The sequence below is a fragment of the Streptomyces racemochromogenes genome, from assembly GCF_044129415.1.
GTDB classification, from domain to species: Bacteria; Actinomycetota; Actinomycetes; order Streptomycetales; family Streptomycetaceae; genus Streptomyces; species Streptomyces racemochromogenes_A.
The window spans coordinates 36,888-58,010 of sequence record NZ_JBBDHD010000021.1; the positions used below are offsets into that span (position 1 = coordinate 36,888).

Genomic DNA, 21,123 nt, shown 5'->3' on the forward strand with positions numbered 1-21,123 from the left:
CCCCGCCCGCCCCTCGTCCAGCCGGCGCGACGGGGACCTCGGGACCGAGTTCGACGACGCCCGCACCGCGCGACGGCCGGAACCTTCGCCCCGGCTGCCCCCGGGGCGTCCCGCGGATCTCCGCGCCCGGCGGCTGGGAGGGCTACGTCGAGGAGCCGGTCGAAGCCGGACCCGCCGGGCCGGCCGACGGGGAGGCGGACGCCGTGGAGACCGACCCCCGAGCCGCCCGGCACCACGTCCCCCGAGGAGGGGCCCGTCCCCTGACGGCCAGGGGACGTCAGCCCGGTTCGGCCCCGTACCTGAGGCGTCCCAGGGCCGTCAGCGGACGGTCGTGCGCCGCCACCGGGGCCGGCAGCGCGGTGGACCCCGTCAGGTAGCGGTCCACCGCCGCGGCCGCCGACCGGCCCTCGGCGATGGCCCACACCACCAGCGACTGGCCCCGCCCCGCGTCCCCGGCGACGAACACGCCCGGCGCCCGCCCGCCCGCGGCGGCGAAGTGCGCGTCCCGGGCGAAGTTGCCGCGCCCGTCGTACTCCAGCCCCAGCTGTGTGCCCAGTCCACCGGCCCGCTCGGGGCCGGAGAAGCCCAGCGCCAGCAGTACCAGACCGGCCTCGACCACCTGCTCCGTCCCCGCCACGGGCTGCCGCTCCCCGGGCTCGACCTCGCTCAGCAGCAGTGCCCGTACCCGCCCGTCGGCGTCCCCCTCGAAGCGCAGGGTGGCGCTGGAGAACAGCCTCGGGTCGCGCCCCGCCCGCCCCCGCGCCTCCTCGTGGGCGTGGGAGATCCGGTACACCCTGGGCTGCACCGGCCACGGCTCGCCCTCGGCGCGGCCGGGCCCCGGCTCGGGGTTGATGTCCAGCTGGACCACGGAGAGCGCGCCCTGCCGCAGGGCAGTACCGAGGCAGTCCGAGCCGGTGTCGCCACCCCCGACGACCACCACGTGCCGGCCCTCGGCGGTCACCGGCGGCGCCGCGAGGTCGCCCTCGCACACCCGGTTGGCGCAGGTCAGGTACTCCATGGCCTGGTGGATCCCGCTCAGCGAGCGCCCCGGCACCGGGAGCTCCCGGCGCTCCCCGGCGCCGACCGCCACCACGAGGGCGTCGTAGCGGCCGCGCAGCCCGTCCGCCGGTTCCGCGCCGCCGACGTCCGAGTCCGTCACGAACTCGGTCCCCTCGGCCCGCATCTGCTCGATCCGGAGGTCGAGCAGGCCCTTCTCCATCTTGAACTCGGGGATGCCGTAGCGCAGCAGGCCCCCGATCCGGTCGGCCCGCTCGTGGACGACGACCCGGTGCCCGGCCCGGGTCAGCTGCTGGGCCGCCGCGAGCCCGGCCGGGCCGGAGCCGATCACGCCCACGGACCGCGTCCCGCGCCGCTCGGGCGGGCGCGGGGTCATCATGCCGCGCCGCAGCCCCTCGTCGGCGATGGTCTGCTCGACGTTCTTGATGGTCACCGGATCGTCGTTGATCGCGAGGACGCAGGCGTCCTCGCAGGGGGCCGGGCAGAGCCGGCCGGTGAACTCGGGGAAGTTGTTCGTGGCGTGCAGCCGCTCGTACGCGGCGTGCCAGTCGGCGTGCGCGGCGTAGCCGTTCCACTCGGGGACCAGGTTCCCCAGCGGACAGCCCGCGTGGCAGAACGGGATCCCGCAGTCCATGCAGCGGTTCGCCTGTTGTTGGACGAGCGGCAGCAGCGCCTGCCCCGCGTACACCTCGCGCCAGTCGCCGAGCCGCTCCTCGACGGGGCGGGCCGGAACGGCCTTGCGGGGGATCCTGAGGAAGCCGAACGGATCGGTCACGCGCCGCCTCCCTGGACCGGGTCCAAGCGGGGTACGGGCAGCCGTACGGCGCGCCCGAAGCGTGCCGTATGCCGCCTTCCGACCAGATTACGCCGTCCGGGCGATCCGGCACCCCGCCCCGGAGGGCGTCGCGGCGGAGCTCAGTAGCCCCAGCGCGGCTGGCCCCCGTCCTGCCGGCAGGTGATCATGCGGCCGTTCCCGGCATGGGTGGAGCGGCCCACGTCGGCCTTGCGGCAGTACTGACCGGCGTTGTAGCAGTTGCCCGCGTTGGAGGTGATCTCACAGCCGGCCTTCGCGGGCTGCTCCGGCGTCTTCGCCTTCGCCGTGGGCTCCGGTGCCGGGTCGTCGGCGGTCCGTGCCGGAGCGGGGCCGGTGGGGGCCTTGGCGTCGGGGGTGGTGCGGGTGGGGCTCGGGAGGGCCGAGGGGGTGGCCGACGGCGAGGGCGTCGGGGAGGCGGCCGGCGTCGCGGAGGCGGAGGCCGGGAGCGGGGGCCGCACGGCGGGCCCGTCGCCCTCGGCGGGCCCGCAGGCGACGGCGACGCCCGCCGCCAGCAGGCCCACCAGGGCGAGCCGTATGCGCCCCGCCCGCCGTCCGCCCCTGCCGCCGTGTCCGGTTCCGCTGTTCCCGTCCGCGCTGTACATCCGTGTCCCCACCCCGAGTCGTTCCTTGTCCGATCAAAGGATCAACATCCTAGGAACGGGTGTCCGGTTCGCCCGGGCCTTCACCCGATCGTGACCACCGGAACGGGAACCCCGCTGCTACCGGTCCGTCAGAAGCGTTTCCGCGGAGCCGGCACGCTGGTGCGGGACCGGGGCGGAGAGGACCGGTCCGTGCTCCTGCGGGCGGAAGGAGACCGTGCGCGCGGGGGCGGGGATGGAGATGCCCTCCTCCTGGTAGCGCCGGTGCAGGCGCTTGATGAACTCGTGCTTGATCCGGTACTGGTCGCTGAACTCGCCCACGCCCAGGATCACGGTGAAGTCGATCCGGGACTCCCCGAAGGTGTGGAAGCGGACCTTCGCCTCGTGGTCGGGGACGCCGCCGTCGATGTCCGCCATCACGCCGTCCACCACGTCGAGGGTCACCCGCTCCACGTGCTCCAGATCGCTGTCGTAGCCGACGCCCGCCTGGACCAGGAGGGACAGCTTCGCCTCGGGCTGGGTGAAGTTGGTCATGTTCGTCCGGGCCAGCCGGCCGTTGGGGATGATGACCAGGTTGTTCGACAGGTTCCGCACCACGCTGTTGCGCCAGTTGATGTCGACGACGTAGCCCTCCTCGCCGCTGCTGAGCCGGATGTAGTCACCCGGCTGCACCGTCTTCGACGCGAGGATGTGCACCCCCGCGAAGAGGTTGGCCAGCGTGTCCTGGAGGGCCAGCGCGACCGCCAGACCGCCGACGCCCAGGGCGGTGACCAGCGGGGCGATGGAGACCCCGATGGTCTCCAGGGCGACCAGCACGCCCATCGTGAGGACCACGATCCGCGTGATGTTGACGAAGATCGTGGCCGACGCGGCGACCCCGGTCCGGGACTGCGCCACGGACTGGACGAGTCCCGCGATCACCCGGGCCGCCGTGAAGGTGGCGAAGATGATCAGCAGGGCGGTCAGGGACTGACTGACGATGTTCCCGATCCGCGCCGTGAGCGGCAGCGCCGTCGCCGCCACCGCCGCGCCCGCGATGACGGCGGCCCAGGGGGCGAGCGTCCGGAGCGCGTCGACGATGATGTCGTCGCCGGTCCACTTGGTCCGCTCGGCGTGCTTGGCCAGCCACTTCAGCAGGGCCCGCAGCAGCAGCCCGGCCGCTCCGCCCGAGGCCAGCGCGATGGCGGCCACCACCCAGTCGTGCAGCACCAGGTCCCGGGTCACCGCACGGCCTCCGCTCGCACGAGGTCCGGCCGCGGTATGTGTCGTGTCGTCACCATGTCACCTGTCAGGTCGCGTTGTGCGGGGGTCCGTTCGAGCGGACGTGCGCATTCCGAACGGACTGTCATCCTGCCGTATGCGCCGACGGCCCCCGCAGCGGGGCCGGGACGGCCGCCCTCCCCGGCCCCGGCCCCGCACCCCCGCCCTTTCCCGCCGCCCCGGTCCCGCCACCACGCCGCAGTTGCTCCGGCCCGGCGAACTCCTCACCTGCCCGGCCCACACCCCCGGCCCCGCCGGGCCGCCGGCCCCCGTGGGGCCGGGTGGGATGTGCAGTCATGAACCTCCACGCGCACAAGGGGACCCGCCGCTCCCGGGCACGTACCCGGGTCCTGCTCGCCTCCCTCGCCGCCGCGGCGGCCCTGACCGGTCAGCTGGTCGCGACGGCTCCGGCGGCGACCGCGGCCGGCCCCAAGCCCTCGGACCCCGCGCCGGCCGCACCCGGCAAGCAGCGGACACCCGCCAAACAGCCGTCACCGGCCCGGCAGCAGCCCCCGGCCACGGGCCAGGTCCGCGACCCGGACCGGCACCGGGACGACGACCGGGACCGGGAGCAGGACCGGGAGCAGGGCAAGGACGAGCACGGGCAGAAGCAGAAGAGGACGGCCCCGGTCGCGCACGGACTGCGCCAGTTCACCTCCGACAACACCTTCACCCCGCCGGCGGGCGTCACCTCCGTCTTCGTCCAGGCCTGGGGCGCGGGCGGCGGGGGCGGCGGCGGAGGCGGCGCCAACGCGACGGGCGGCGCCGGCGGCGCCGGCGGCGGTGGGGGCGCGGGCGGCTTCACCTGGTGCGCCCTCAAGGTCATCCCGCTGACCGACTACGGGGTGGACGTCGGCAGCGCGGGCCGCGGCGGACGGGGCGGCGCCCAGGGCACCACGGGCGCGGGCGGCGACGGCACGGCCGGCACCGGCGGCTCCGCCACCACCGTCACGGCCTCCGCGACCGGCACCACCCTGCTCACCGCGACCGGCGGGGGCGGGGGCGGGGGCGGCGGCGGAGCCGCGCCCACCGTGGACGGCACCCCCGGTACCCCCGGAACCGGGGGTACCGGCTCCTGCTCCACGGGCGGTGTGAACCTGTCCGGCGGCAACGGCGGCCCGGGCGCCGCGGGCGCCACCGACGTCCCGGACGGCATCGTCGGCCTCCCCCCGCTGGCCGCCACGGGCGGCGACGGGGGCGCCGGTGGAATCGCGGGCGGCGGCAACGGCGCCCCGGGCCACGGTGGCGGTGACGGCTACGTCGTCATCTGGTGGTAGCGGTCTGAACCGCCCGCTCCCGCAGCCCCGGGAGCGGGCGGCGCCCCGTGCGCCGCACGCCCGTCCGGCCCGTCCCGGCGGGAACGCCCGGTCCCGGACCGCGGAGCACGGCAGCGCCCCCGCGCCCTGCCGGGCAGCCGGGTGACGCAAGGGCCCCGCCCGCGCGCGGCCCCGGCCGGAGCGGCCCGCACGCCCGTACAGTCCGCTGGGGACCCCCGCCTCCGGCGCCGGGGGCGCGCACCGGCAAGGGAGACAGCGTGACCTCGAACGACCAGGCTCATTTCCCCACGGACCCGGCCCGCCCCCACGACGGGCACCCCTCCGGCCGCGCCTCGATGCACGTGTTCGTGCTCTCCGGTTCCTCCCGCACCGGGTCCGTCAACGCACGCCTGGCGGCACTCGTCGCCGGACTGGTCGTGCGCGCGGGGGCCACCGCCGAGCCCGCGCTGCTCGGGGACTTCCCGATGCCGCTCTACGACGGGGACGTGGAGGCCGACGAGGGCGTGCCGGCCGGAGCGCTCGCGCTGCGCGAGCGGATCGACGCGGCGCAGGCCGTGGTCATCGCCTCGCCCGAGTACAACGCCTCCGTCCCCGGCCCGGTCAAGAACGCCGTCGACTGGGTCTCCCGGGTCCGCCCGCAGCCCTTCAAGGACAAGCAGGTCCTCCTGGTGTCGGCCTCCCCGTCGATGGTCGGCGGCAACCGGGGCCTGTGGGCGCTGCGCGTCCCGCTGGAACACCTCGGCGCGCGGGTCTATCCCGACATGTTCAGCCTCGCGGCCGCCCACCAGGAGTTCACCGAGGACGGCGCCCTCGCCGACAGCGGCCTCGGCGAGCGCCTGGCGTCGACGGTCGGCGCCTTCCTGGACCTCGCCGAGGCCGACACCCGCTACCTGTGCCTCCAGCGCCGCTGGTACGAGTTCCTCGGCGACCGGACCGACGCGCCCGTCACCGCCCGCGCCCAGGACTGAGCCACCGCCTTTCCCCCCCGCCGACGCACGCCCCGCCTCCCTCCGGAAGCGGGGCGTGCGCTGCTGTGCGGGGGGCGCACGCCACGGCGGATGCGACTCTTCCGGAAGATTTCCGATCCCGGCTTGCACGATCGGGCGCCTTTTCCGATGGGGTGGTGATGGGGGGAGCTTGTCGCTCCACGGCTGCCGGACACGGGGGCAGGCGGCCCGCTACTCACAAGCCACTCGGAAGGTTCCACCTCGACGTGAACGCTGCCCGCAACGGCACCCTCGTGCTGATAGAGGTCACCCCAGCCCGTCAGGACCCGGAAGAACAACGGTGGGGGAACGCATGAACGATGGAGAGTTCGACCCAGCCGGGGACCAGACGGTCTCCAGTGAACTGGCCGGCGTGCTCCCGGTGGAGTTCACCGCGTTCCACTCCCAGCAGCACCGCGCGTACCTGCGCTACGCCCACCTCCAACTGGGCAACGCCAAGGACGCCGAAGAAGTCGTCGACGACGTCTTCACCTTCCTGCTCAAGGTGTGGCGCCAGGCACTGAAGGAAGCGAGCCTCCACGGCTTCGCGTGGGCGGTGCTGCGCGAACACGTGGAACGGCGCCTGGCCGCCCTCGGCCGCCAGGTCGCCATGGTGGAAACGGCATGGTTCTCGGCGCTGCGCCGCTCCTCCAGGGAGCGGCTCGAACTCCTGGAGTCGAAGCTCGGCCTGTACGCCGCGATCGCCGAACTGTCCGAGCGGCAGTACGACGTGGTCCTGCTGGCCTTCCTGCTGGGCAACGACTGCGAAACGGTCGCCCGGATGATGGGGATCTCCCCCGCGACCGTCCGGTCGCACGTCCGCGGCGCACGCCGAAACCTGTCCCGCAAGCTCGGGGTGGACTGGATCCCCGGAGAGGAGAAGGAGCAGTGAGCGACATGCCCGCTGACCGTGACATGCCGCTGCGCGCACTGGACGCGGCCCTGGAGAACGCGGCGGTGCTCGCCGAGGAGTACGCCGGCTACGACGAGGGGGCCGCCCGGCGCCGGGTCGCCCGCCGCATCGCCGCCGACCGCGCCCGCTCGGCGATCGGCACCCACGCGCCGGCCGAGACGGTCCGGGGGCGGGCCGCGTCGACCGCCTGGGACGACCTGGTGCTGGACGCCGCCTGCCACGTACGTGCCGCGCGCTGCCTGGACGACCTGACGTGGTCCCTGGCCGAGAGCCGGGACTTCGCGGAGCTCGCCCTGCACGCCCGGTCCTGGCCCCACGGCGTTGACTCGGCCCTGCTGTTCGGCTGCCTGCTGCACCTGACGGACCGGCTGGAGGCCGCCCAGTTCTGGTTCCAGTACGCCGCCGGCGCGGGATCGCGGACCGCCGCCCAGTGCCTCTACCTCCACCACCTGGCCCGCGCCGAGGTCCGCACCGCCCGCCACTGGAAGCAGCAGGCCCGCCTCCTGCCCGCCGAGGAACACCTGCCACCCCTGCCCCCGATCCCGGACAACCTCGAAGCGACCCTGGGCGCCTCGGTCATCTGGACCTCCCCGCCCATCAGCACCCAGGACCTGACCGCCCTCACCACCGGACCCGGCCGGGCCGAACGGCCCCCGTACCGGCTGCCGGCGCGCCTGCGCCAGGCCGTGGCGGCGCGCCCCCGCAAGGAGCACCCCGAGCTGGGCGACATCGTCACCCCCAGCCCGCCCGTCGCCGTGGCAGTCGCCCGGCACGCCCGCCTCAACCCCGCTCACCTGACGCACGAGGCGAACGCCTGGGCCCTGGAGGCCCTCAGGCAACCGCAGCTGACGCATGCCGCCCGCAGGACCCCCGACGGGCCCCCGGCCCCCGCCGCGCTCGCCTCCGTCCACCAGGCGCTGCGCGTCCTGGAGGTCGTCAACCGCTACTCGGGCGGAGTCAGCCTCACCCAGATCGCCCGCGAGACGAAACTCCCGCAACTGGTCCTGGCCCGGGCCACCGAACAGGTCGTCCGGGCCGGGCTCGCCACCCCCACCGGACCGGACGCCTACGTCGCGGGCCACGCCCTGCTGCTGGCCGACGCGGCCTGCGGAGAGGGCAGGGGACACCTGCGCGAGACCCTGGCCTGGGTCCGGGACGCCGTCGGCGCGGCCGTCTACGTCGCCCGCTACGCCGACGGCGAGGTCTCGATCACCCAGTACGCCGACGGCCCGGGCGCCCCCGCCGTCGACGAATGGGTCGACTTCCGCGCGGCCGCCCACGCCTCCGCGGTCGGCAAGGCCCTGCTGACCCAACTCGACTACGACGACCGCAAGGACCACCTCGCCCGGCACGAGATGTCCCGCTTCACCTCCCACACCGTGACCAGCCAGGAAGCCCTCTTCCACCAGCTCGACACCCGCCGGCCCAACGCCCCGGTCCTCGACTTCCAGGAGTACGCCGTCGGCACGGTCTGCGCGGCCGTGCCGATCACGGCGGGCCCGAACGCCGAGTGCGTGGCCCTCTCCATCCCCGTACCCGACCCGGCCCGGCTCCGACAGGCGGCCCGGATCCTGCAGAGCGAGGCCGCCGCCGTCTTACTCGCACTGATCGTCGCGGGCAGCACCCGGCCCACCGCCGCCCGCCCCGCGTTCGACCCGCGCGGGGGTCTGCGGCGCCCGCCCGAACCGGAGGCGGCACCGGGCCGCGCGACCACGATCCTGTCCACGACCGCCTGAGGGGGACTGCGCACCGCACAGCCGAGCGGGCCCGGACCGGAGGTTCCGGACCGGGCCCCGCTCGCTCGGCTCAGGCCCTGCGGCGCCCGAGGCCGGCCGCCACCAGCAGGGCCGCCCCGACGACCAGGGCCGCGTCCACCGCCAGGACGGTGCGCACCCCGTCGAAGAGGGAAGCCCGCGTCGTGGCCAGGACGCCCAGCAGCGGGATCCCGATCGTGAGGCCCACCTGCTGGGTGGTGGTGACCAGACCGGTGGCCAGACCCTGCTCCCCGTCGGGCACCCCGCTCGTGGCGGTCAGGCCGTACGCGATGATCGCGCCCAGGTGGCACATGCTGCCCAGCGACACGGCGACGGTCGCCACCAGAGCGCCCGAGTCCGGGCCCACCAGCAGCAGCGCCGCGGTGAACAGCCCCTGCCCGACCAGGGAGCCGACCAGGGTGCGGCGGGCACCGAAGCGGCCGACGAACCGGGGGACCAGCGAACCGGCGAGCGCCGAGGCGACGCCCTGGACACCGAAGACCAGACCGGTCAGGAAGGAGGACAGCCGCAGCGTCTCCTGGAGGTACAGGGTGAGGACGAAGATGACCGTGGACATCATCGAGAAGGTCACCAGTCCGCCGACGTTGCCCCAGGCCACCGTGCGCCGCTTCAGCATGGGCAGCGACACCAGCGGGGCCGGGGACCTCGACTCCACCCGTACGAAGACGGCCAGCAGCACCAGCCCGGCCACCAGCGTCGCCCGGACGTCCGCCCCGCCGAACCCGCGGTCGGCCGCCGTCGACAGGGCGTAGATCAGCGCGAGCAGACCCGCCGTGACCGTGACGGCGCCCGGCACGTCCAGGCGCGGCCGCTCCGGGGTGCGGGACTCGGCCAGCAGGGCCGGAGCCAGCACCAGGACCACCAGCGCGGCGAGCGCGAGCAGCCCCATCGTCGAGCGCCAGCCCAGGGTGTCGGTCATGACACCGCCGAGGACCATGCCGACCGTGAAGCCCAGGGACAGCAGCGTCCCGGAGATGCCGAGCGCCCGGTCGCGCTGCGGGCCCTCGGGGAAGGTCGTGGTCAGCAGGGACATCCCGGCCGGCACGATCGCGGCCGCACCGAGGCCCTGGAGGGCGCGCCCGGTCAGGAAGGCCGCCGGGTTCCAGGCGAGGGTGGCGAGCAGCGAGGCGGCCCCGAAGAGGGCGAGACCGGCCAGGAAGAGCTTCTTGCGGCCGTACAGGTCGCCGATCCGGCTGAAGAGGAGCAGGAATCCGCCGGAGGGCAGGGTGAACGCGGTGACCGCCCACTGGAGGGCGGACGGAGTCAGGCCCAGGTCCCTGCCCAGCGCCGGCAGGGCCACGTTGAGGACGGAGAAGTCGAGCGCCACCATGAACTGGGCGGCGCAGAGCACGAAGAGGACCAGCCGGGCCCGTCCGGAGAGCCGGGCGTCCTCGGGGGCCGCCGGGTGCGGGCCGGTGGCCGCGGGGGTGCGGATGTCTGTCGTCATGCCCACCACCCTCGCGGCCCGGGAACGCCCGTGAAGAGTGGGAACTTATCCTGTTGGTGCCACCACCAGGCAGCCGAACAGGGGGATTCGTGGCCACACCGATCGACCGGAACCGCCGTACGGAACTGCGCGAGTTCCTCATGAGCCGGCGTGCCAGGGTCTCCCCGGCGGAGGCCGGCCTGCCCGACGGCGGGGCCCGCCGCCGCACCCCAGGACTGCGCCGCGAGGAGGTCGCCGTCCTCGCCGGGGTGGGCGTGTCCTGGTACCAGTGGCTGGAGCAGGGCCGCGACATCACGGTGTCCGGGCAGGTCCTCGACGCGGTGAGCCGGGTCCTCAGGCTGACCAGCGCCGAACGCCGGCACCTGTACGTGCTCGCCGGCCTGAACCCGCCCGCCCTCGAAGTCGCCCCCGGCGACCGGGACATGTGCCAGGGCCTGCAACGCCTGATCGACGCCTGGATGCCCTTCCCCGCGCACATCATGGACGTCTACTGGAACACCGTGATGTACAACGACGCGGCCTCGCTGGTCCTGGGGATGCGTCCCGAGATCGTGCAGAACTGCCTGATCGCCTTCTTCACCGACCCCGTCTACATGGCACGCTCCCCGCACTGGGAGGAGATCGCCGTGGACGTCGTGGCCCAGTTCCGGGCCACCTGCTCCGAACACCCCGAGGACGAGGGCTTCCAGGCGGTTCTGGAGCAGGCCCGGGAACTGAGCCCCCGTTTCGCCGAGTTGTGGGAGCGGCAGGAGGTCCGCCCCGGCGGCCAGCTCCGCAAGCGGATGGAACACCCCGTCGTGGGGACCCTGTTCGTGGAGTCCACCCAGCTGCGCGTCCCGGCGCGCCCCGACCTGGCGATCGTGCTGCACACCCCGCTGCCGGGCACGGACACCGCCGAGAAACTGGAGTGGCTCACCTCGCCGGAGGGCCGCCGCGGACTGATGTACCCCGTCGCGGGCTAGGGCCTGTCGTCAAGTTCCCGTCGTCGCCCGCAGACGGGAGTTCGACGACAGGACCTAGCGGGTCGCCGGGCCCTGCGCGGGGTCATCCGGTGCGGGCGCCGAGGGCGGCGACGGCGCCCACCATGCGGTCCCAGAACGCCTCGCGGTCCAGGGCGACGGCGACGCGCGCGTTCGCGGGCCGGCCCAGGTAGCCGTGCGGGTCCACGACGGTGGCCCCGCGGGTGTGCGTGCCCCGCAGCTCGACCGCGACGTACGCGTCCACGCACTCCACGATCGCCGGATCGATGACGCGGGCCACCGCCACGGGGTCGTGCAGCGGAGGGTGGGGCATGCCCCACAGCCGCTGGTAGGCGGAGCCGAAGAAGGTCAGCAACTCGGCGCACACGGTGCCCAGTTCCGTGCCCAGCGCTTCGAACCGGGCCACGATCTCCGGGGTGGCCAGGGCCTGGTGGGTGACGTTGAGCCCGCACATGGTCACCGGTACGCCGCTGCGGAAGACGATGTCCGCGGCCTCCGGGTCGGTGTACACGTTGAACTCGGCCGCCGGGGTCCGGTTGCCCCGCTCCGTGGAACCCCCCATCAGCACGATCTCGCGGATCCTGCCGGCGCATTCGGGGTAGCGGGTCAGCAGCAGGGCGATGTTGGTGAGCGGGGCCGTGGGCACCAGCGTCACCGGCTCCGGGTGCTCCGTCAGGATCCGGTGGAGCAGCTCCACCGCGTGCCCCGGCACCACGTCGACCGAGGGGGCCGGGAACCGCGGACCGTCCAGCCCGGACTCGCCGTGCACGTCGGCGGCGACCGCCAGCGGCTGGAGCAGCGGCCGCGCGCACCCGGCGGCGATGGGCACGCCCGTGATCCCGGCCACCGTGCACACCCGGCGGGCGTTGAGGGTGGTCTTCTCCACCGTCTGGTTCCCGGCGACCGTGGTGACGGCGAGCAGGTCGACCGCGGGATCGGCGGCCGCCAGCATGATGGCGAGGGCGTCGTCGTGTCCGGGGTCGCAGTCGATGACGATCGGGACGGGCACGGGCAGTTCCTCCCGGTGGGGGACGCTGACCTGCCCAGTCTGCCGTCGTAGGGGCGCGCGGGCCGCCACTTGTGCGCCAAAACGCCGGAGCCGGTGGCGGATACACGCGGTTCGGGCGCGTCGTGCGGACGATTCGTCCGGGCGAGTGGCCTCGGAGCGGACCCGCGGGGCGTGCCTGCCGCGCCTGCGCCGCCCGGGCGGGCCGGTGTGGAACGGTTCGAGCCGGTCACGCACAGCAGCGATCGGAAGGACTCCCCATGTTCAGAACGGTGTTCACCGCCGGCGCGGCCGTCGCGCTCGCCGCGGCCGCTCTCACGCCCCCGGCGGGAGCCGCCACCGGCGCGGGCCCGTCCTTCGCGCCTCCGGAACAGATCACCATCGACGTGGTCCAGGTCAACGGCTCGGGCTGTCGCCCCGGCAGCGCCACCGTGGCCGTCGCCCCCGACAACACGGCCTTCACCGTCACGTACAGCGAGTACCTCGCCCAGGTCGGCGTCGGCGCCAAGCCGACCGACTTCCGCAAGAACTGCCAGCTCGGACTCAGCCTGAACGTCCCCCAGGGCTACACCTTCGCCATCGCCCAGGCCGACTACCGCGGCTTCGCCAGCCTGGAGGACGGGGCCACCGCCAGCCAGAAGGCCAGCTACTACTTCCAGGGCATGTCCCAGACGGCCAGCCGGAGCCACGCCCTGCGCGGCCCCGTCCAGGGCGGCTGGCAGATCTCCGACACGGTGCCCGTCGAGGCGCTCGTCTTCCACCCCTGCGGCGCGAAGCGGAACCTGAACATCAACACCGAGCTGCTCACCCAGGCCGGCACCTCCGACACCGCCAGGACCACCAGCTTCCTGACGATGGACTCCACCGACGGCAGCATCAACACCAAGTACCACTTCTCCTGGAAGACCTGCCCCCAGCGGCGTTGACCCCGGGCCCGGGGCGGAGGGGGCCCGGTGCGGGGGAGTTGTCGTACCCGCTGCCTAGCATGGCGTCCATGAGCAACCCGCCGAGCAGTCCGCTTTCCGCAATGGTGCGCGCAGCCCTCGCCACCCCCCTCGGGGACGGGGGCGCCGTCGTGGCCGGCGCCGCCCTCCGGGTGGTGGAGGAGGCCCGGCCGGCGCGCACCGTCGCGGCGGGCGTGGCGGCCGCCGGAGGGCCGGACGGGGACACCGCGGCCCGGCTGCGCGGCTGGGCCGACGACCTGCTCGGCGACCGTCCCGACCGGTGGCTCGGCGTGCACGACGCGCTCGCCCGCCACCGCGGCACCCTGCCCGAACTGCTGGCCGACATACCGCCGCCCGCCCCGCCGGCCGCCCCGGGCGAGGTCCGTCCGCCCGTTCCCCGCAGCGTCCACGCCACCCTGGTCCTGCTGCTGGAGCACGCCCGGCCCGAGCACGCCGCCGCGGCCCTGGCCGCGCTGCCGGCCCGCACCCGTGACGGACTGCTCGCGGGCGGAGCGCTCCCCGCCCCGGCGCTGGTCACCGCCGTCACCGAGCACGGGGACCGGGCCGCCCGGGCCGCCCTGGCACGGCACGCCCGGCTCGACGCCCGGGTCCTGGCCCGGCTGGCGGCCGTCGGGGACCCCGAGGTCGCCGCCGCCGTCTACCGCAACCCGCGCTGCACCCCGTCCCTGCGCCGCGCCCTCGTGCGCGACCTCGCGCGGGTCCCGCTGGACGAGGCGCTGCGGGCCGAACTGGCCGGCGGCACCCGTCCGCTCCCGAACACCTGGCTCGCGCCGCTGCTCACCTCCGGGGACCCGGAGCTCACGGTCCGCGCGCTCAGGAGCCTGCGGACCCGGGGCGCCGTCCAGCGGCACGCGCTCGTACGCGTATGGGAGACCGCCGGACCGGAGGCGGTCGAGGCGCTGCTCGACGGTCCGGACGTGCTGCGGCACCTCACCACGCCCGTCTGCACGGCCGTCCGGAAGGCCCTGGCCGAGGAGGACGGTTCGGGCAACGGGCTGCGCCGCCTGAGCGAGGACGGCGAGCCCTACGAGGACCCGGCCCGGCTGCCCGCCCTGCTGGCCGCCACCCGCGGCACGAGCAGCCTGAGCGCCCTGCTGGCGGAGCCGTACGCCCATGACATCGCGGCCCTCGCCGAGGCGCACGCGAAGACCCCGTTCATGCCCAAGGCCTGCGAGGAGCTCGCCCGGCACGAGGCGGCGGACGACGCGCAGCGCCTCGCGTTCCGGCTCAGCGTCCTCAACGAGCCCTGGCGGTCCGGCGGGCGGCGCGCCGGCAACGCGGAGCCGCCCGGGCGGCGCCTGGCCCGGGAGCGGCTCGACGGCTCGGCCGCGGACTGGGCGGAGGGCATGGCCGCGGCGGGCCTGCTCGACCCGGTCGACCTGGTCCGCACCGCACGCCCCGCGCGGCACGCGGTGGCCGCCCTGGCCCGGCTCACCGAGCGGAACCTGCTCACCGCCGCCGCCCTGGCCGAACTGCGCACCGTCACCGCGGCCCGCCTGACCGGACCCCCCGAGGAGTGGGCCGCCCTGGACAGCGCACTGGGCACCCACGAGGGCACCCTGGCGGAACTGCTGACCCACGCGCCCCCCACCCCGCCGCCCCACCCGCCGCACCCCTCCGCGGCCGCCCGTCCCGGCGCCCCCGGCACGACCACGCGTCCCGGCGGGCCGGACCGGGCGGCGCCGCAGGGTCCGCGTACCGCCCACGAGCGGGCCGCGCTCGGTGCGTTGGACCTCCTGTACTCCCTCGCGCCCGCCGGCGCCCCGCTGCCCGCCGACCCCGGAACCCTGCGCTTCCTGGCCGACCACCGCCAGGAGGACGCCCCCGGCCTCGCCACCCCCCGGTGGCTCGCCCGGGCCTGTGCGGGCGCCGGCGTCGCACCGCCCCACGGCGGCCCCTGGTACACCGCCCCCACCCTCGACGAGGTCCGCGCCGAGGGCCCCCGGTCCTGGGGCAGCAGCGCCCGGCTCACCGAACACGCCTACATCCAGGGCGTCCTCCCCGCCGAGGAGCTGCCCGCCCTGCTCCCGGCACACCACCTGCTCGTGCGCCCCCACGACTGGCGCCGCCTCGCCTTCGCGGGCGCGTGGCGGGCCGCCGTGGCCCGCCTGCTGCGCGCCGAACTGGGCACCGACCCCGACGGCTGGCTCCGGCTGGCCCAGGCGGCCTCGGCCTGTGCCCTGCCGGACACCCCGGCCGACGGGGGCGGGCCCACCTGGGCGGAGCTCCTGCGGCTGTCCCGCATCCCCGACGCCCCGCGGCCCGCCGCCCACCCGCTGCCGGAGCACCGCCCGTGGGGCTCGCTGAGCAGTGCCCCGAAGAGCCCGGACGAGGCGGTCCGGCTCCTGGAGCGGGGCAACCGCCAGTGGATCTGGCCGGTGGGGACGCTGCTGTCCCTGGCCGACGCCGACGTCGTCGACGCGGTCCTGCCCCGCCTCGGCCCCGACGGGCCCTGGCTGCTCGCCGCGTACCTGCTGCGCCACGACCGGACCCCCCGCGTCCTCCTCGACCGCCTGCTGGAAGGGCGCGACCCGCGGGCCCTGCGGGTGCTCGCCGCCGCGTCGCGCCGGCTTCCCTCCGATGCCAGGGAACGGCTGGTCGGTCTCGACGACCCCGAGGTCGACCTCACCCTGCTGCGGAGCGGAACCGCGGCCGGCCTGGCCCGTCGCATCGCCACGCGCCCCCACTCCCGCACCGCCGCACGGGTCCTCGCGGAGCTGCGGGCCGACCCCTCCGCGCCCCTGCCCGGCGGCTCGCTCTGGCTGCACTCGCGCGAACCGGCCCTGATCGAGGAGGTCTTCGCCCGTCTGGGCGCCGACCTGGGCTTCGCCGAGCAGGCGGTCGGCTGCCTCGCCCTGGCGGAGCACGGCGGTACGGCCCGGCTGGCCGCGCTCGCGCGGCGGGACGTGCTCGGCCAGGCCGCCGCCACGCTGTGCGCCAAGGCACTGGCATCGCCGGACCCGGCCGCCGTGATCCGGGCCCGGGTGGCCCGGGAACTGGCCCCCGCCCGACTCGTCGGCCGCCTGCGGCGGACCCCGCTGCACTGGCGGACGACCGGCACGGTGCTGTCCGTCCCCGGCGAGGTCGACTGGGAGGTCCTGGCCGCCGCCCACGAGGAGGATCCGCTCCCCAACTGGAAGTTCCTGGTCAACCTCCCGGGCGCGCCGGCCGCGATCCGGCTCCGGTACGCCGCCCTGCTGCACGAGCCCGGACCGGACGGCCTGCCCGACGGCCCCGAGGCCACCCGCGCCCGGGCCCGTCACGGGCTGGCGGGTCTCCACCACGACCCGCCCGTCGTCCAGTTCGACGGGATGCTGGCCTCGGGCCACCTGACCGGGGACGACCTGGTGCACGCGGTGGCCCCGGCGGGCCAGGTCCTCGCGTACCTGGGTACGGCGGCCCGCCGCGCGGACGCCCCGCCCCGGGCACGGGCCGCCCTGACCGCACTCGCGGCCCTCGTCGGGGACCGTCTGGCGGCCGATCCCGGCGCCTGGGGGCGGGTCACGGCCCGGCTCACGGGACGCGACCCCGACTGGGATCCCGTCTCCCCGGTGGCCGGCCTCCTGACCTGAGGACCGATGTGTACGTCATGTGAAGAAATGTCATTGAGGGCGTTCGGGTGGGAGTCGCAGCCACCCGCAACCGAATGCGCAGAGTAGTACCTCATCACAGCCAGTAACTACATTCGGGAGGTTCGATGGACACCGCACCGACGTACGCACTGTCATCCCGCATGCCCCGCTGGGCACTCGACCCCTACCGGTTCCCCGGCCTGGAGGACCTGGAGGAGGCCGAGGCCCTCGGGGAGCCCGGCGGCTCGCCCGCGCCGGCGCCCGCCGGAAAGCCCCACCGGCCCGCGCGCTGACGCAGCCGCCGGGGACGGCGCCGCCGGCCCGTCCCCGGACCCGCCGCATCGCGAATCTTCCGCCGCCGCGCGCCGCCGGGGCTTACGATCTCGATCGGACGGTCCCGTCCCGCGACCGCCGCCCGCCCTGCACCCGTGGAGGTCACCGTGTTCCGCACGGCCCGAGGAGTCCGCAGTCAGCGCACCAGCAGCAGCCCGGCTCGCCGGGGCCGCTCCCGCCTGCGGGGTGCGGCCTGCGCCGCCGCGGCGGGCATGTTCCTCGCCGCGGGGTGCTCCTCCGGCGGGAGCGGACCGGGGGAGGCGGCCGGCGGGGTCCCCGTGGTCGAGAAGGGCAAGCTCACCACCTGCACCCATCTTCCCTACCCGCCCTTCCAGTTCGAGCAGAACGGCAAGGTCGTCGGTTTCGACGTGGCCCTGATCGACCTGGTCGCCCGGGACCTCAAGGTCGAGCAGAAGATCCTCGACACCCCGTTCGAGAACTTCAAGACCGGAGCCTTCCTCAACTCGGGCCAGTGCGACCTCGCCGCGGCCGGGATGACCATCACCGACGAGCGCAAGAAGAACGTCGACTTCTCCGTCCCCTACTTCGACGCCACCCAGGCGCTGCTGGCGACCAAGAAGAGCGGGATCACCTCCCTCGCCGACGTCAAGGCGAAGTCCGCCAAGCTCGGCGCCCAGGCCGAGACCACCGGCGAGAGCTACGCCAAGAGCCAGGGCTTCAACCCCGTCGCCTTCGAGAGCTCGGACGCCGTCCTCAACGGCCTGCGCACCGGCCAGGTCGACGCGGTCGTCATCGACTACCCGGTCGTCCAGGGCTGGCTCAAGGACAAGGCCAATGCCGCCGAGTTCGTCCTCGGCCAGAACATCGAGACCGGCGAGAAGTACGGTTTCTCCGTGAAGAAGGGCAACGCCGCCCTCCTCGCCGCGATCGACAAGGCCATCACCACGGCCAAGGCCGACGGCACCTACAAGAAGCTCTACGAACAGTGGATCGGCCCGCTGCCCCAGGCAGCGTCGTGACCTCTCGGCTGACCCGGCGCCAGCGGCGCCGCGTCTGGCAGGGCGTCCAGTACGCGGTCTTCGTGGCGGCGGTGGTCCTGGTGGCCGTCCTGGCCGGCTGGGACCGGCTGCAGAACCAGTTCGCGCAGAAGGACCTGGCGGCGCGGCTCTTCCCGGAGATCATCACCACCGCCCTGCGCAACACGGTGGTGTACACCTTCTCCGGATTCGCCTTCGGCCTGGTGCTCGGGCTGGTCATCGCCATGATGCGGCTGTCGTCGGTGGCCCCCTACCGCTGGGTCGCCGGCGTCTACATCGAGCTCTTCCGCGGCCTGCCCGCCCTGCTGATCTTCATCTTCGTCGGGGTCGCGGTGCCCCTGGCCTTCCCCGGCACCGCGATCCCCGGAGGAACGTACGGGAAGGTCGCGCTCGGCCTCGGCCTGGTCGCGGCCGCCTACATGGCGGAAACGATTCGGGCGGGCATCCAGGCCGTGCCCAAGGGACAGATGGAGGCGGCCCGCTCGCTCGGGTTCTCCCACGGCCGCGCCATGGTGTCGGTGATCATCCCGCAGGCCTTCCGCATCGTCATCCCGCCGCTCACCAACGAACTCGTCCTGCTGTTCAAGGACTCCTCGCTCGTACTGTTCCTGGGCGTCACCCTGCAGGAGCGGGAACTGACCAAGTTCGGCCGGGACCTCGCCAGCGAGACCGCCAACTCCACCCCGATCCTGGTCGCGGGCCTGTGCTACCTCCTGGTGACCGTACCGCTGGGCTTCGTGGTGCGCCGCCTGGAGGCCCGCGCGGACAAGGCCACGTGAGGAGCAGGACACGATGTCACGGACCACGGGAACGGCGGGGGGCACCATGGGGGCGGATCGCCCGGAGATCGAGATCCGGGGACTGCACAAGTCCTTCGGGGACAACCACGTCCTGCGCGGCATCGACCTCGACGTCGCCCGCGGCGAGGTCGTGTGCGTCATCGGGCCCTCCGGTTCCGGCAAGTCCACCCTGCTGCGCTGTGTGAACCTGCTGGAGGAGCCGAGCCGGGGACGGGTCCTCGTCGGCGGAACCGAACTCACCGACCCCGACGTCGACATCGACGCCGCCCGCCGCCGCATCGGCATGGTCTTCCAGCAGTTCAACCTCTTCCCGCACGTGAGCGTCACCGGCAACCTCACCCTCCCGCAGCGGCGCGTGCTGGGCCGCGGCAAGGCCGAGGCCCTCGCCGTCGCCCGGGAGAACCTGGAGCGCGTCGGCCTCGCCGGGAAGGCGGACGCGTACCCCGCCCAGCTGTCCGGCGGGCAGCAGCAGCGGGTGGCCATCGCCCGGGCGCTGTCGATGGGGCCGGAGGTGATGCTCTTCGACGAGCCCACCTCGGCGCTCGACCCCGAACTCGTGGGCGAGGTGCTGTCGGTGATGCGGGTGCTCGCCGGGGAGGGGATGACGATGATGGTCGTCACGCACGAGATGAGCTTCGCCCGCGAGGTCGCCGACCGGGTCGTGTTCATGGACGGGGGAGTCGTCGTCGAACAGGGACCGGCGGAGCAGGTGGTGACCCGGCCGGCCCGGGAACGGACCCGTGACTTCCTCAACCGCGTCCTGGACCCGGCGGCCGTCCGGGCACCGGGTGTGCAACAGGACGACGACGGCCGCGGCCGGGAGGACGGGCGGCCCGACGCCCCGGCGGGCGGCTGAGCGGAGGGCGCCCGGTCAGCCCGTCCGCACCGGCCGCCGCAGCAGGTAGGCGCCGGCGGCCGACACCAGGACGGCCATGCACGCGATGAACACCAGCCCCGCGCCCTCCAGCCCGACCGGCCCCACCAGCAGTCCCACACCGATCACCGGCACCGAGATCCCGCAGTACGCCACCACGAACAGCGCAGAGATCACGGCGGCGCGCCGCTCCTGCGGCGACGCCCCGGCCACCGCGGACAGCGCCGCGCGGAACGCCAGTCCCTGACCGCAGCCGCCGACCAGCGCGCTCAGCACCACCAGCACCAGCAGGTCCCACCGCAGCGCGCCGGCCAGCAGCGCCAGTCCGCCCAGCAGCCCGGCGCAGCCCAGCGGGAGGGACCGCGCCACGCCGAACCGCCCGACGGCCAGCTGCCCGGCGGTGGAGGAGAAGAAGGCCAGCGCGACGACCAGCCCGCTCACGGCGTGGTCGCGCACCCCGAGCGACTCCGACAGGAACGCCGGGCTCACCGAGGTGAACACCCCGAACAGCGCGAACCCCACGAACGAGGCGATCGCCGCGGGCGCGAACACCGGGCGCACCGGCGGCGGCAGACTGGGCCGCTGCGGCCGGACGGAACTCAGGGGCTTCCGCTCCCGGACGGTCTCCGGCAGCCTCCACAGGACGGCGGCCGAAGCGGCCACCAGGGCGAGGTGCACGGCGAACGGCAGGTACAGCGGCCAGGGGGCGAACTGCGCGAGCAACCCGGCGAGCAGCGGACCGCAGCCCAGGCCGCCCATGTTCGCGGCCGTCGCGACGAACGTGGCCCGGGCCTTCGCACCCTCCGGGGCCAGTTCGAGGACGTAGGCCGTCGCGGCGCCGGTGAACAGCCCGGCGGACAGCCCCGACAGCAGCCGGCCGGCGTACAGCCAGGGCAGGCCGGTGGCCGACAGGAAGCAGACGGCGCTCCCCGCCGCGCAGCCCAGGCCGGCCAGCAGCACCGGCCGGCGCCCGAGCGAGTCCGAGGCGTCGCCGGCCAGCAGCAGCACACCGATGACGGCGAACGCGTACACCGCGTAGACGACCGTCACGGTCAGCTCGGAGAAGGAGAACTTCTCCTGGTACAGGCCGTAGAGCGGAGTCGGCAGGGTGGTGCCGGTCATGCACACGGCGAACACCGCCCCGCTGAGCACACACTGGCGCCACCTTCGGCGATCACCGTCCATGCCGCCGACGGTAACCCCGTCCGCCGCCCGGGCCGGACAGGCGCGCGACGGCGGCGGCCGGGGTCCGCCCCCCTCCGTGCCGACGCGCAGCCCCCACCCCTTGCGGTGGCCCGGTTCTGTGGTGGTTCTCCGGTGGGGCACGAGTCGGGGTCGAGTCCGGCTGCGGCCGTCGCTGGCACCGTATCGACGGAGACACGGGGCGGATGGCGTCCGCACTCCATCGCCGCTCCGACGCGGGTGCGGCGGTCCTGCGGGACCACCCTTCCCCGCGCGTGCACCAAGCCTGCCGACAGGGAGGCCCGGAAACAAAGGAGTTCCCCTG

Annotated in this window: 16 protein-coding genes and 1 pseudogene; 11 read left to right on the top strand and 6 right to left on the bottom strand. The window is 74.8% G+C overall.

Annotation, left to right across the window (positions count from 1 at the left end; genetic code table 11):
* Positions 1-277 precede the first annotated feature (277 nt).
* From WDV06_RS11145 to WDV06_RS11155, 3 genes are all read right to left on the bottom strand, one after another.
* On the bottom strand, positions 278-1,792 hold the full coding sequence (locus tag WDV06_RS11145) for a glutamate synthase subunit beta (RefSeq protein WP_395509498.1): 1,515 nt from the start codon (positions 1,790-1,792) through the stop codon (positions 278-280).
* Between the two features lie 140 nt (positions 1,793-1,932).
* The gene (locus WDV06_RS11150) at positions 1,933-2,445 is read right to left on the bottom strand and encodes a hypothetical protein (protein ID WP_395509499.1); all 513 of its coding nucleotides are present in this window, start codon (positions 2,443-2,445) and stop codon (positions 1,933-1,935) included.
* Positions 2,446-2,550: 105 nt separating this feature from the next.
* Positions 2,551-3,654: a mechanosensitive ion channel family protein gene (locus tag WDV06_RS11155; RefSeq protein WP_395509500.1), complete on the bottom strand. Its 1,104-nt coding sequence runs from the start codon at positions 3,652-3,654 to the stop codon at positions 2,551-2,553.
* A gap of 332 nt (positions 3,655-3,986) precedes the next feature.
* On the opposite strand from WDV06_RS11155, the gene WDV06_RS11160 reads away from it, so the two are divergent.
* From WDV06_RS11160 to WDV06_RS11175, 4 genes and pseudogenes are all read left to right on the top strand, one after another.
* A complete protein-coding gene (locus WDV06_RS11160; RefSeq protein WP_395509501.1) occupies positions 3,987-4,967 on the top strand; it encodes a hypothetical protein in 981 nt (326 codons plus the stop codon).
* A 335-nt stretch (positions 4,968-5,302) separates the two neighbouring features.
* The gene (locus tag WDV06_RS11165) at positions 5,303-5,935 is read left to right on the top strand and encodes an NADPH-dependent FMN reductase (RefSeq protein WP_395509545.1); all 633 of its coding nucleotides are present in this window, start codon (positions 5,303-5,305) and stop codon (positions 5,933-5,935) included.
* A 331-nt stretch (positions 5,936-6,266) separates the two neighbouring features.
* Positions 6,267-6,845, top strand: a complete 579-nt coding sequence (locus tag WDV06_RS11170) for an RNA polymerase sigma factor (protein WP_395509502.1) — start codon at positions 6,267-6,269, stop codon at positions 6,843-6,845.
* A gap of 866 nt (positions 6,846-7,711) precedes the next feature.
* Positions 7,712-8,479: pseudogene (locus WDV06_RS11175) on the top strand (IclR family transcriptional regulator); the annotation flags it as partial.
* Between the two features lie 193 nt (positions 8,480-8,672).
* On the opposite strand, the gene WDV06_RS11180 reads toward WDV06_RS11175, so the two are convergent.
* A complete protein-coding gene (locus WDV06_RS11180; RefSeq protein WP_395509503.1) occupies positions 8,673-10,088 on the bottom strand; it encodes an MFS transporter in 1,416 nt (471 codons plus the stop codon).
* 140 nt (positions 10,089-10,228) lie between these two features.
* Between WDV06_RS11180 and WDV06_RS11185 the strand changes: the two genes are divergently transcribed.
* Positions 10,229-11,050: a helix-turn-helix transcriptional regulator gene (locus WDV06_RS11185; protein WP_395509546.1), complete on the top strand. Its 822-nt coding sequence runs from the start codon at positions 10,229-10,231 to the stop codon at positions 11,048-11,050.
* An 82-nt stretch (positions 11,051-11,132) separates the two neighbouring features.
* On the opposite strand, the gene WDV06_RS11190 is transcribed toward WDV06_RS11185, so the two are convergent.
* Positions 11,133-12,077, bottom strand: coding sequence for a nucleoside hydrolase (locus WDV06_RS11190; RefSeq protein ID WP_395509504.1), 945 nt, complete (start codon positions 12,075-12,077; stop codon positions 11,133-11,135).
* Between the two features lie 257 nt (positions 12,078-12,334).
* Between WDV06_RS11190 and WDV06_RS11195 the strand changes: the two genes are divergently transcribed.
* The 6 genes from WDV06_RS11195 (at position 12,335) to WDV06_RS11220 (ending at position 19,598) form a co-directional block, all read left to right on the top strand.
* Positions 12,335-13,000: a DUF4360 domain-containing protein gene (locus tag WDV06_RS11195; protein WP_395509505.1), complete on the top strand. Its 666-nt coding sequence runs from the start codon at positions 12,335-12,337 to the stop codon at positions 12,998-13,000.
* A 68-nt stretch (positions 13,001-13,068) separates the two neighbouring features.
* Positions 13,069-16,611, top strand: a complete 3,543-nt coding sequence (locus WDV06_RS11200) for a hypothetical protein (RefSeq protein WP_395509506.1) — start codon at positions 13,069-13,071, stop codon at positions 16,609-16,611.
* Between the two features lie 125 nt (positions 16,612-16,736).
* Positions 16,737-16,904 carry a hypothetical protein gene (locus WDV06_RS11205; protein WP_362067930.1) on the top strand — a complete coding sequence of 56 codons (168 nt, stop codon included), beginning with the start codon at positions 16,737-16,739 and terminating at the stop codon, positions 16,902-16,904.
* A 252-nt stretch (positions 16,905-17,156) separates the two neighbouring features.
* On the top strand, positions 17,157-17,924 hold the full coding sequence (locus WDV06_RS11210; protein WP_395509547.1) for an ABC transporter substrate-binding protein: 768 nt from the start codon (positions 17,157-17,159) through the stop codon (positions 17,922-17,924).
* Entirely contained in the window at positions 17,921-18,721 is an 801-nt protein-coding gene (locus tag WDV06_RS11215; RefSeq protein ID WP_395509507.1) for an amino acid ABC transporter permease, read from the top strand. The genes WDV06_RS11210 and WDV06_RS11215 overlap by 4 nt, the downstream gene beginning before the upstream one ends.
* A 13-nt stretch (positions 18,722-18,734) precedes the next feature.
* A complete protein-coding gene (locus tag WDV06_RS11220) occupies positions 18,735-19,598 on the top strand; it encodes an amino acid ABC transporter ATP-binding protein (protein WP_395509508.1) in 864 nt (287 codons plus the stop codon).
* 15 nt (positions 19,599-19,613) lie between these two features.
* Here WDV06_RS11220 and WDV06_RS11225 read toward each other — a convergent pair whose 3' ends face one another.
* Complete coding sequence (locus WDV06_RS11225; protein ID WP_395509509.1) at positions 19,614-20,801, bottom strand: MFS transporter; 1,188 nt, start codon at positions 20,799-20,801, stop codon at positions 19,614-19,616.
* Positions 20,802-21,123 lie beyond the last annotated feature (322 nt).

What these genes read in the sequence shown, in the direction of transcription:
- WDV06_RS11185 (WP_395509546.1), top strand. Translation starts at nt 10,229, where the DNA reads ATGAGCCGGCGTGCCAGGGTCTCCCCGGCGGAGGCCGGCCTGCCCGAC.
- WDV06_RS11220 (WP_395509508.1), top strand. Translation starts at nt 18,735, where the DNA reads ATGTCACGGACCACGGGAACGGCGGGGGGCACCATGGGGGCGGATCGC.
- WDV06_RS11195 (WP_395509505.1), top strand. Translation starts at nt 12,335, where the DNA reads ATGTTCAGAACGGTGTTCACCGCCGGCGCGGCCGTCGCGCTCGCCGCG.
- WDV06_RS11160 (WP_395509501.1), top strand. Translation starts at nt 3,987, where the DNA reads ATGAACCTCCACGCGCACAAGGGGACCCGCCGCTCCCGGGCACGTACC.
- WDV06_RS11210 (WP_395509547.1), top strand. Translation starts at nt 17,157, where the DNA reads ATGTTCCTCGCCGCGGGGTGCTCCTCCGGCGGGAGCGGACCGGGGGAG.
- WDV06_RS11180 (WP_395509503.1), bottom strand. Translation starts at nt 10,088, where the DNA reads ATGACGACAGACATCCGCACCCCCGCGGCCACCGGCCCGCACCCGGCG.
- WDV06_RS11225 (WP_395509509.1), bottom strand. Translation starts at nt 20,801, where the DNA reads ATGGACGGTGATCGCCGAAGGTGGCGCCAGTGTGTGCTCAGCGGGGCG.
- WDV06_RS11170 (WP_395509502.1), top strand. Translation starts at nt 6,267, where the DNA reads ATGAACGATGGAGAGTTCGACCCAGCCGGGGACCAGACGGTCTCCAGT.
- WDV06_RS11205 (WP_362067930.1), top strand. Translation starts at nt 16,737, where the DNA reads ATGGACACCGCACCGACGTACGCACTGTCATCCCGCATGCCCCGCTGG.
- WDV06_RS11165 (WP_395509545.1), top strand. Translation starts at nt 5,303, where the DNA reads ATGCACGTGTTCGTGCTCTCCGGTTCCTCCCGCACCGGGTCCGTCAAC.
- WDV06_RS11200 (WP_395509506.1), top strand. Translation starts at nt 13,069, where the DNA reads ATGAGCAACCCGCCGAGCAGTCCGCTTTCCGCAATGGTGCGCGCAGCC.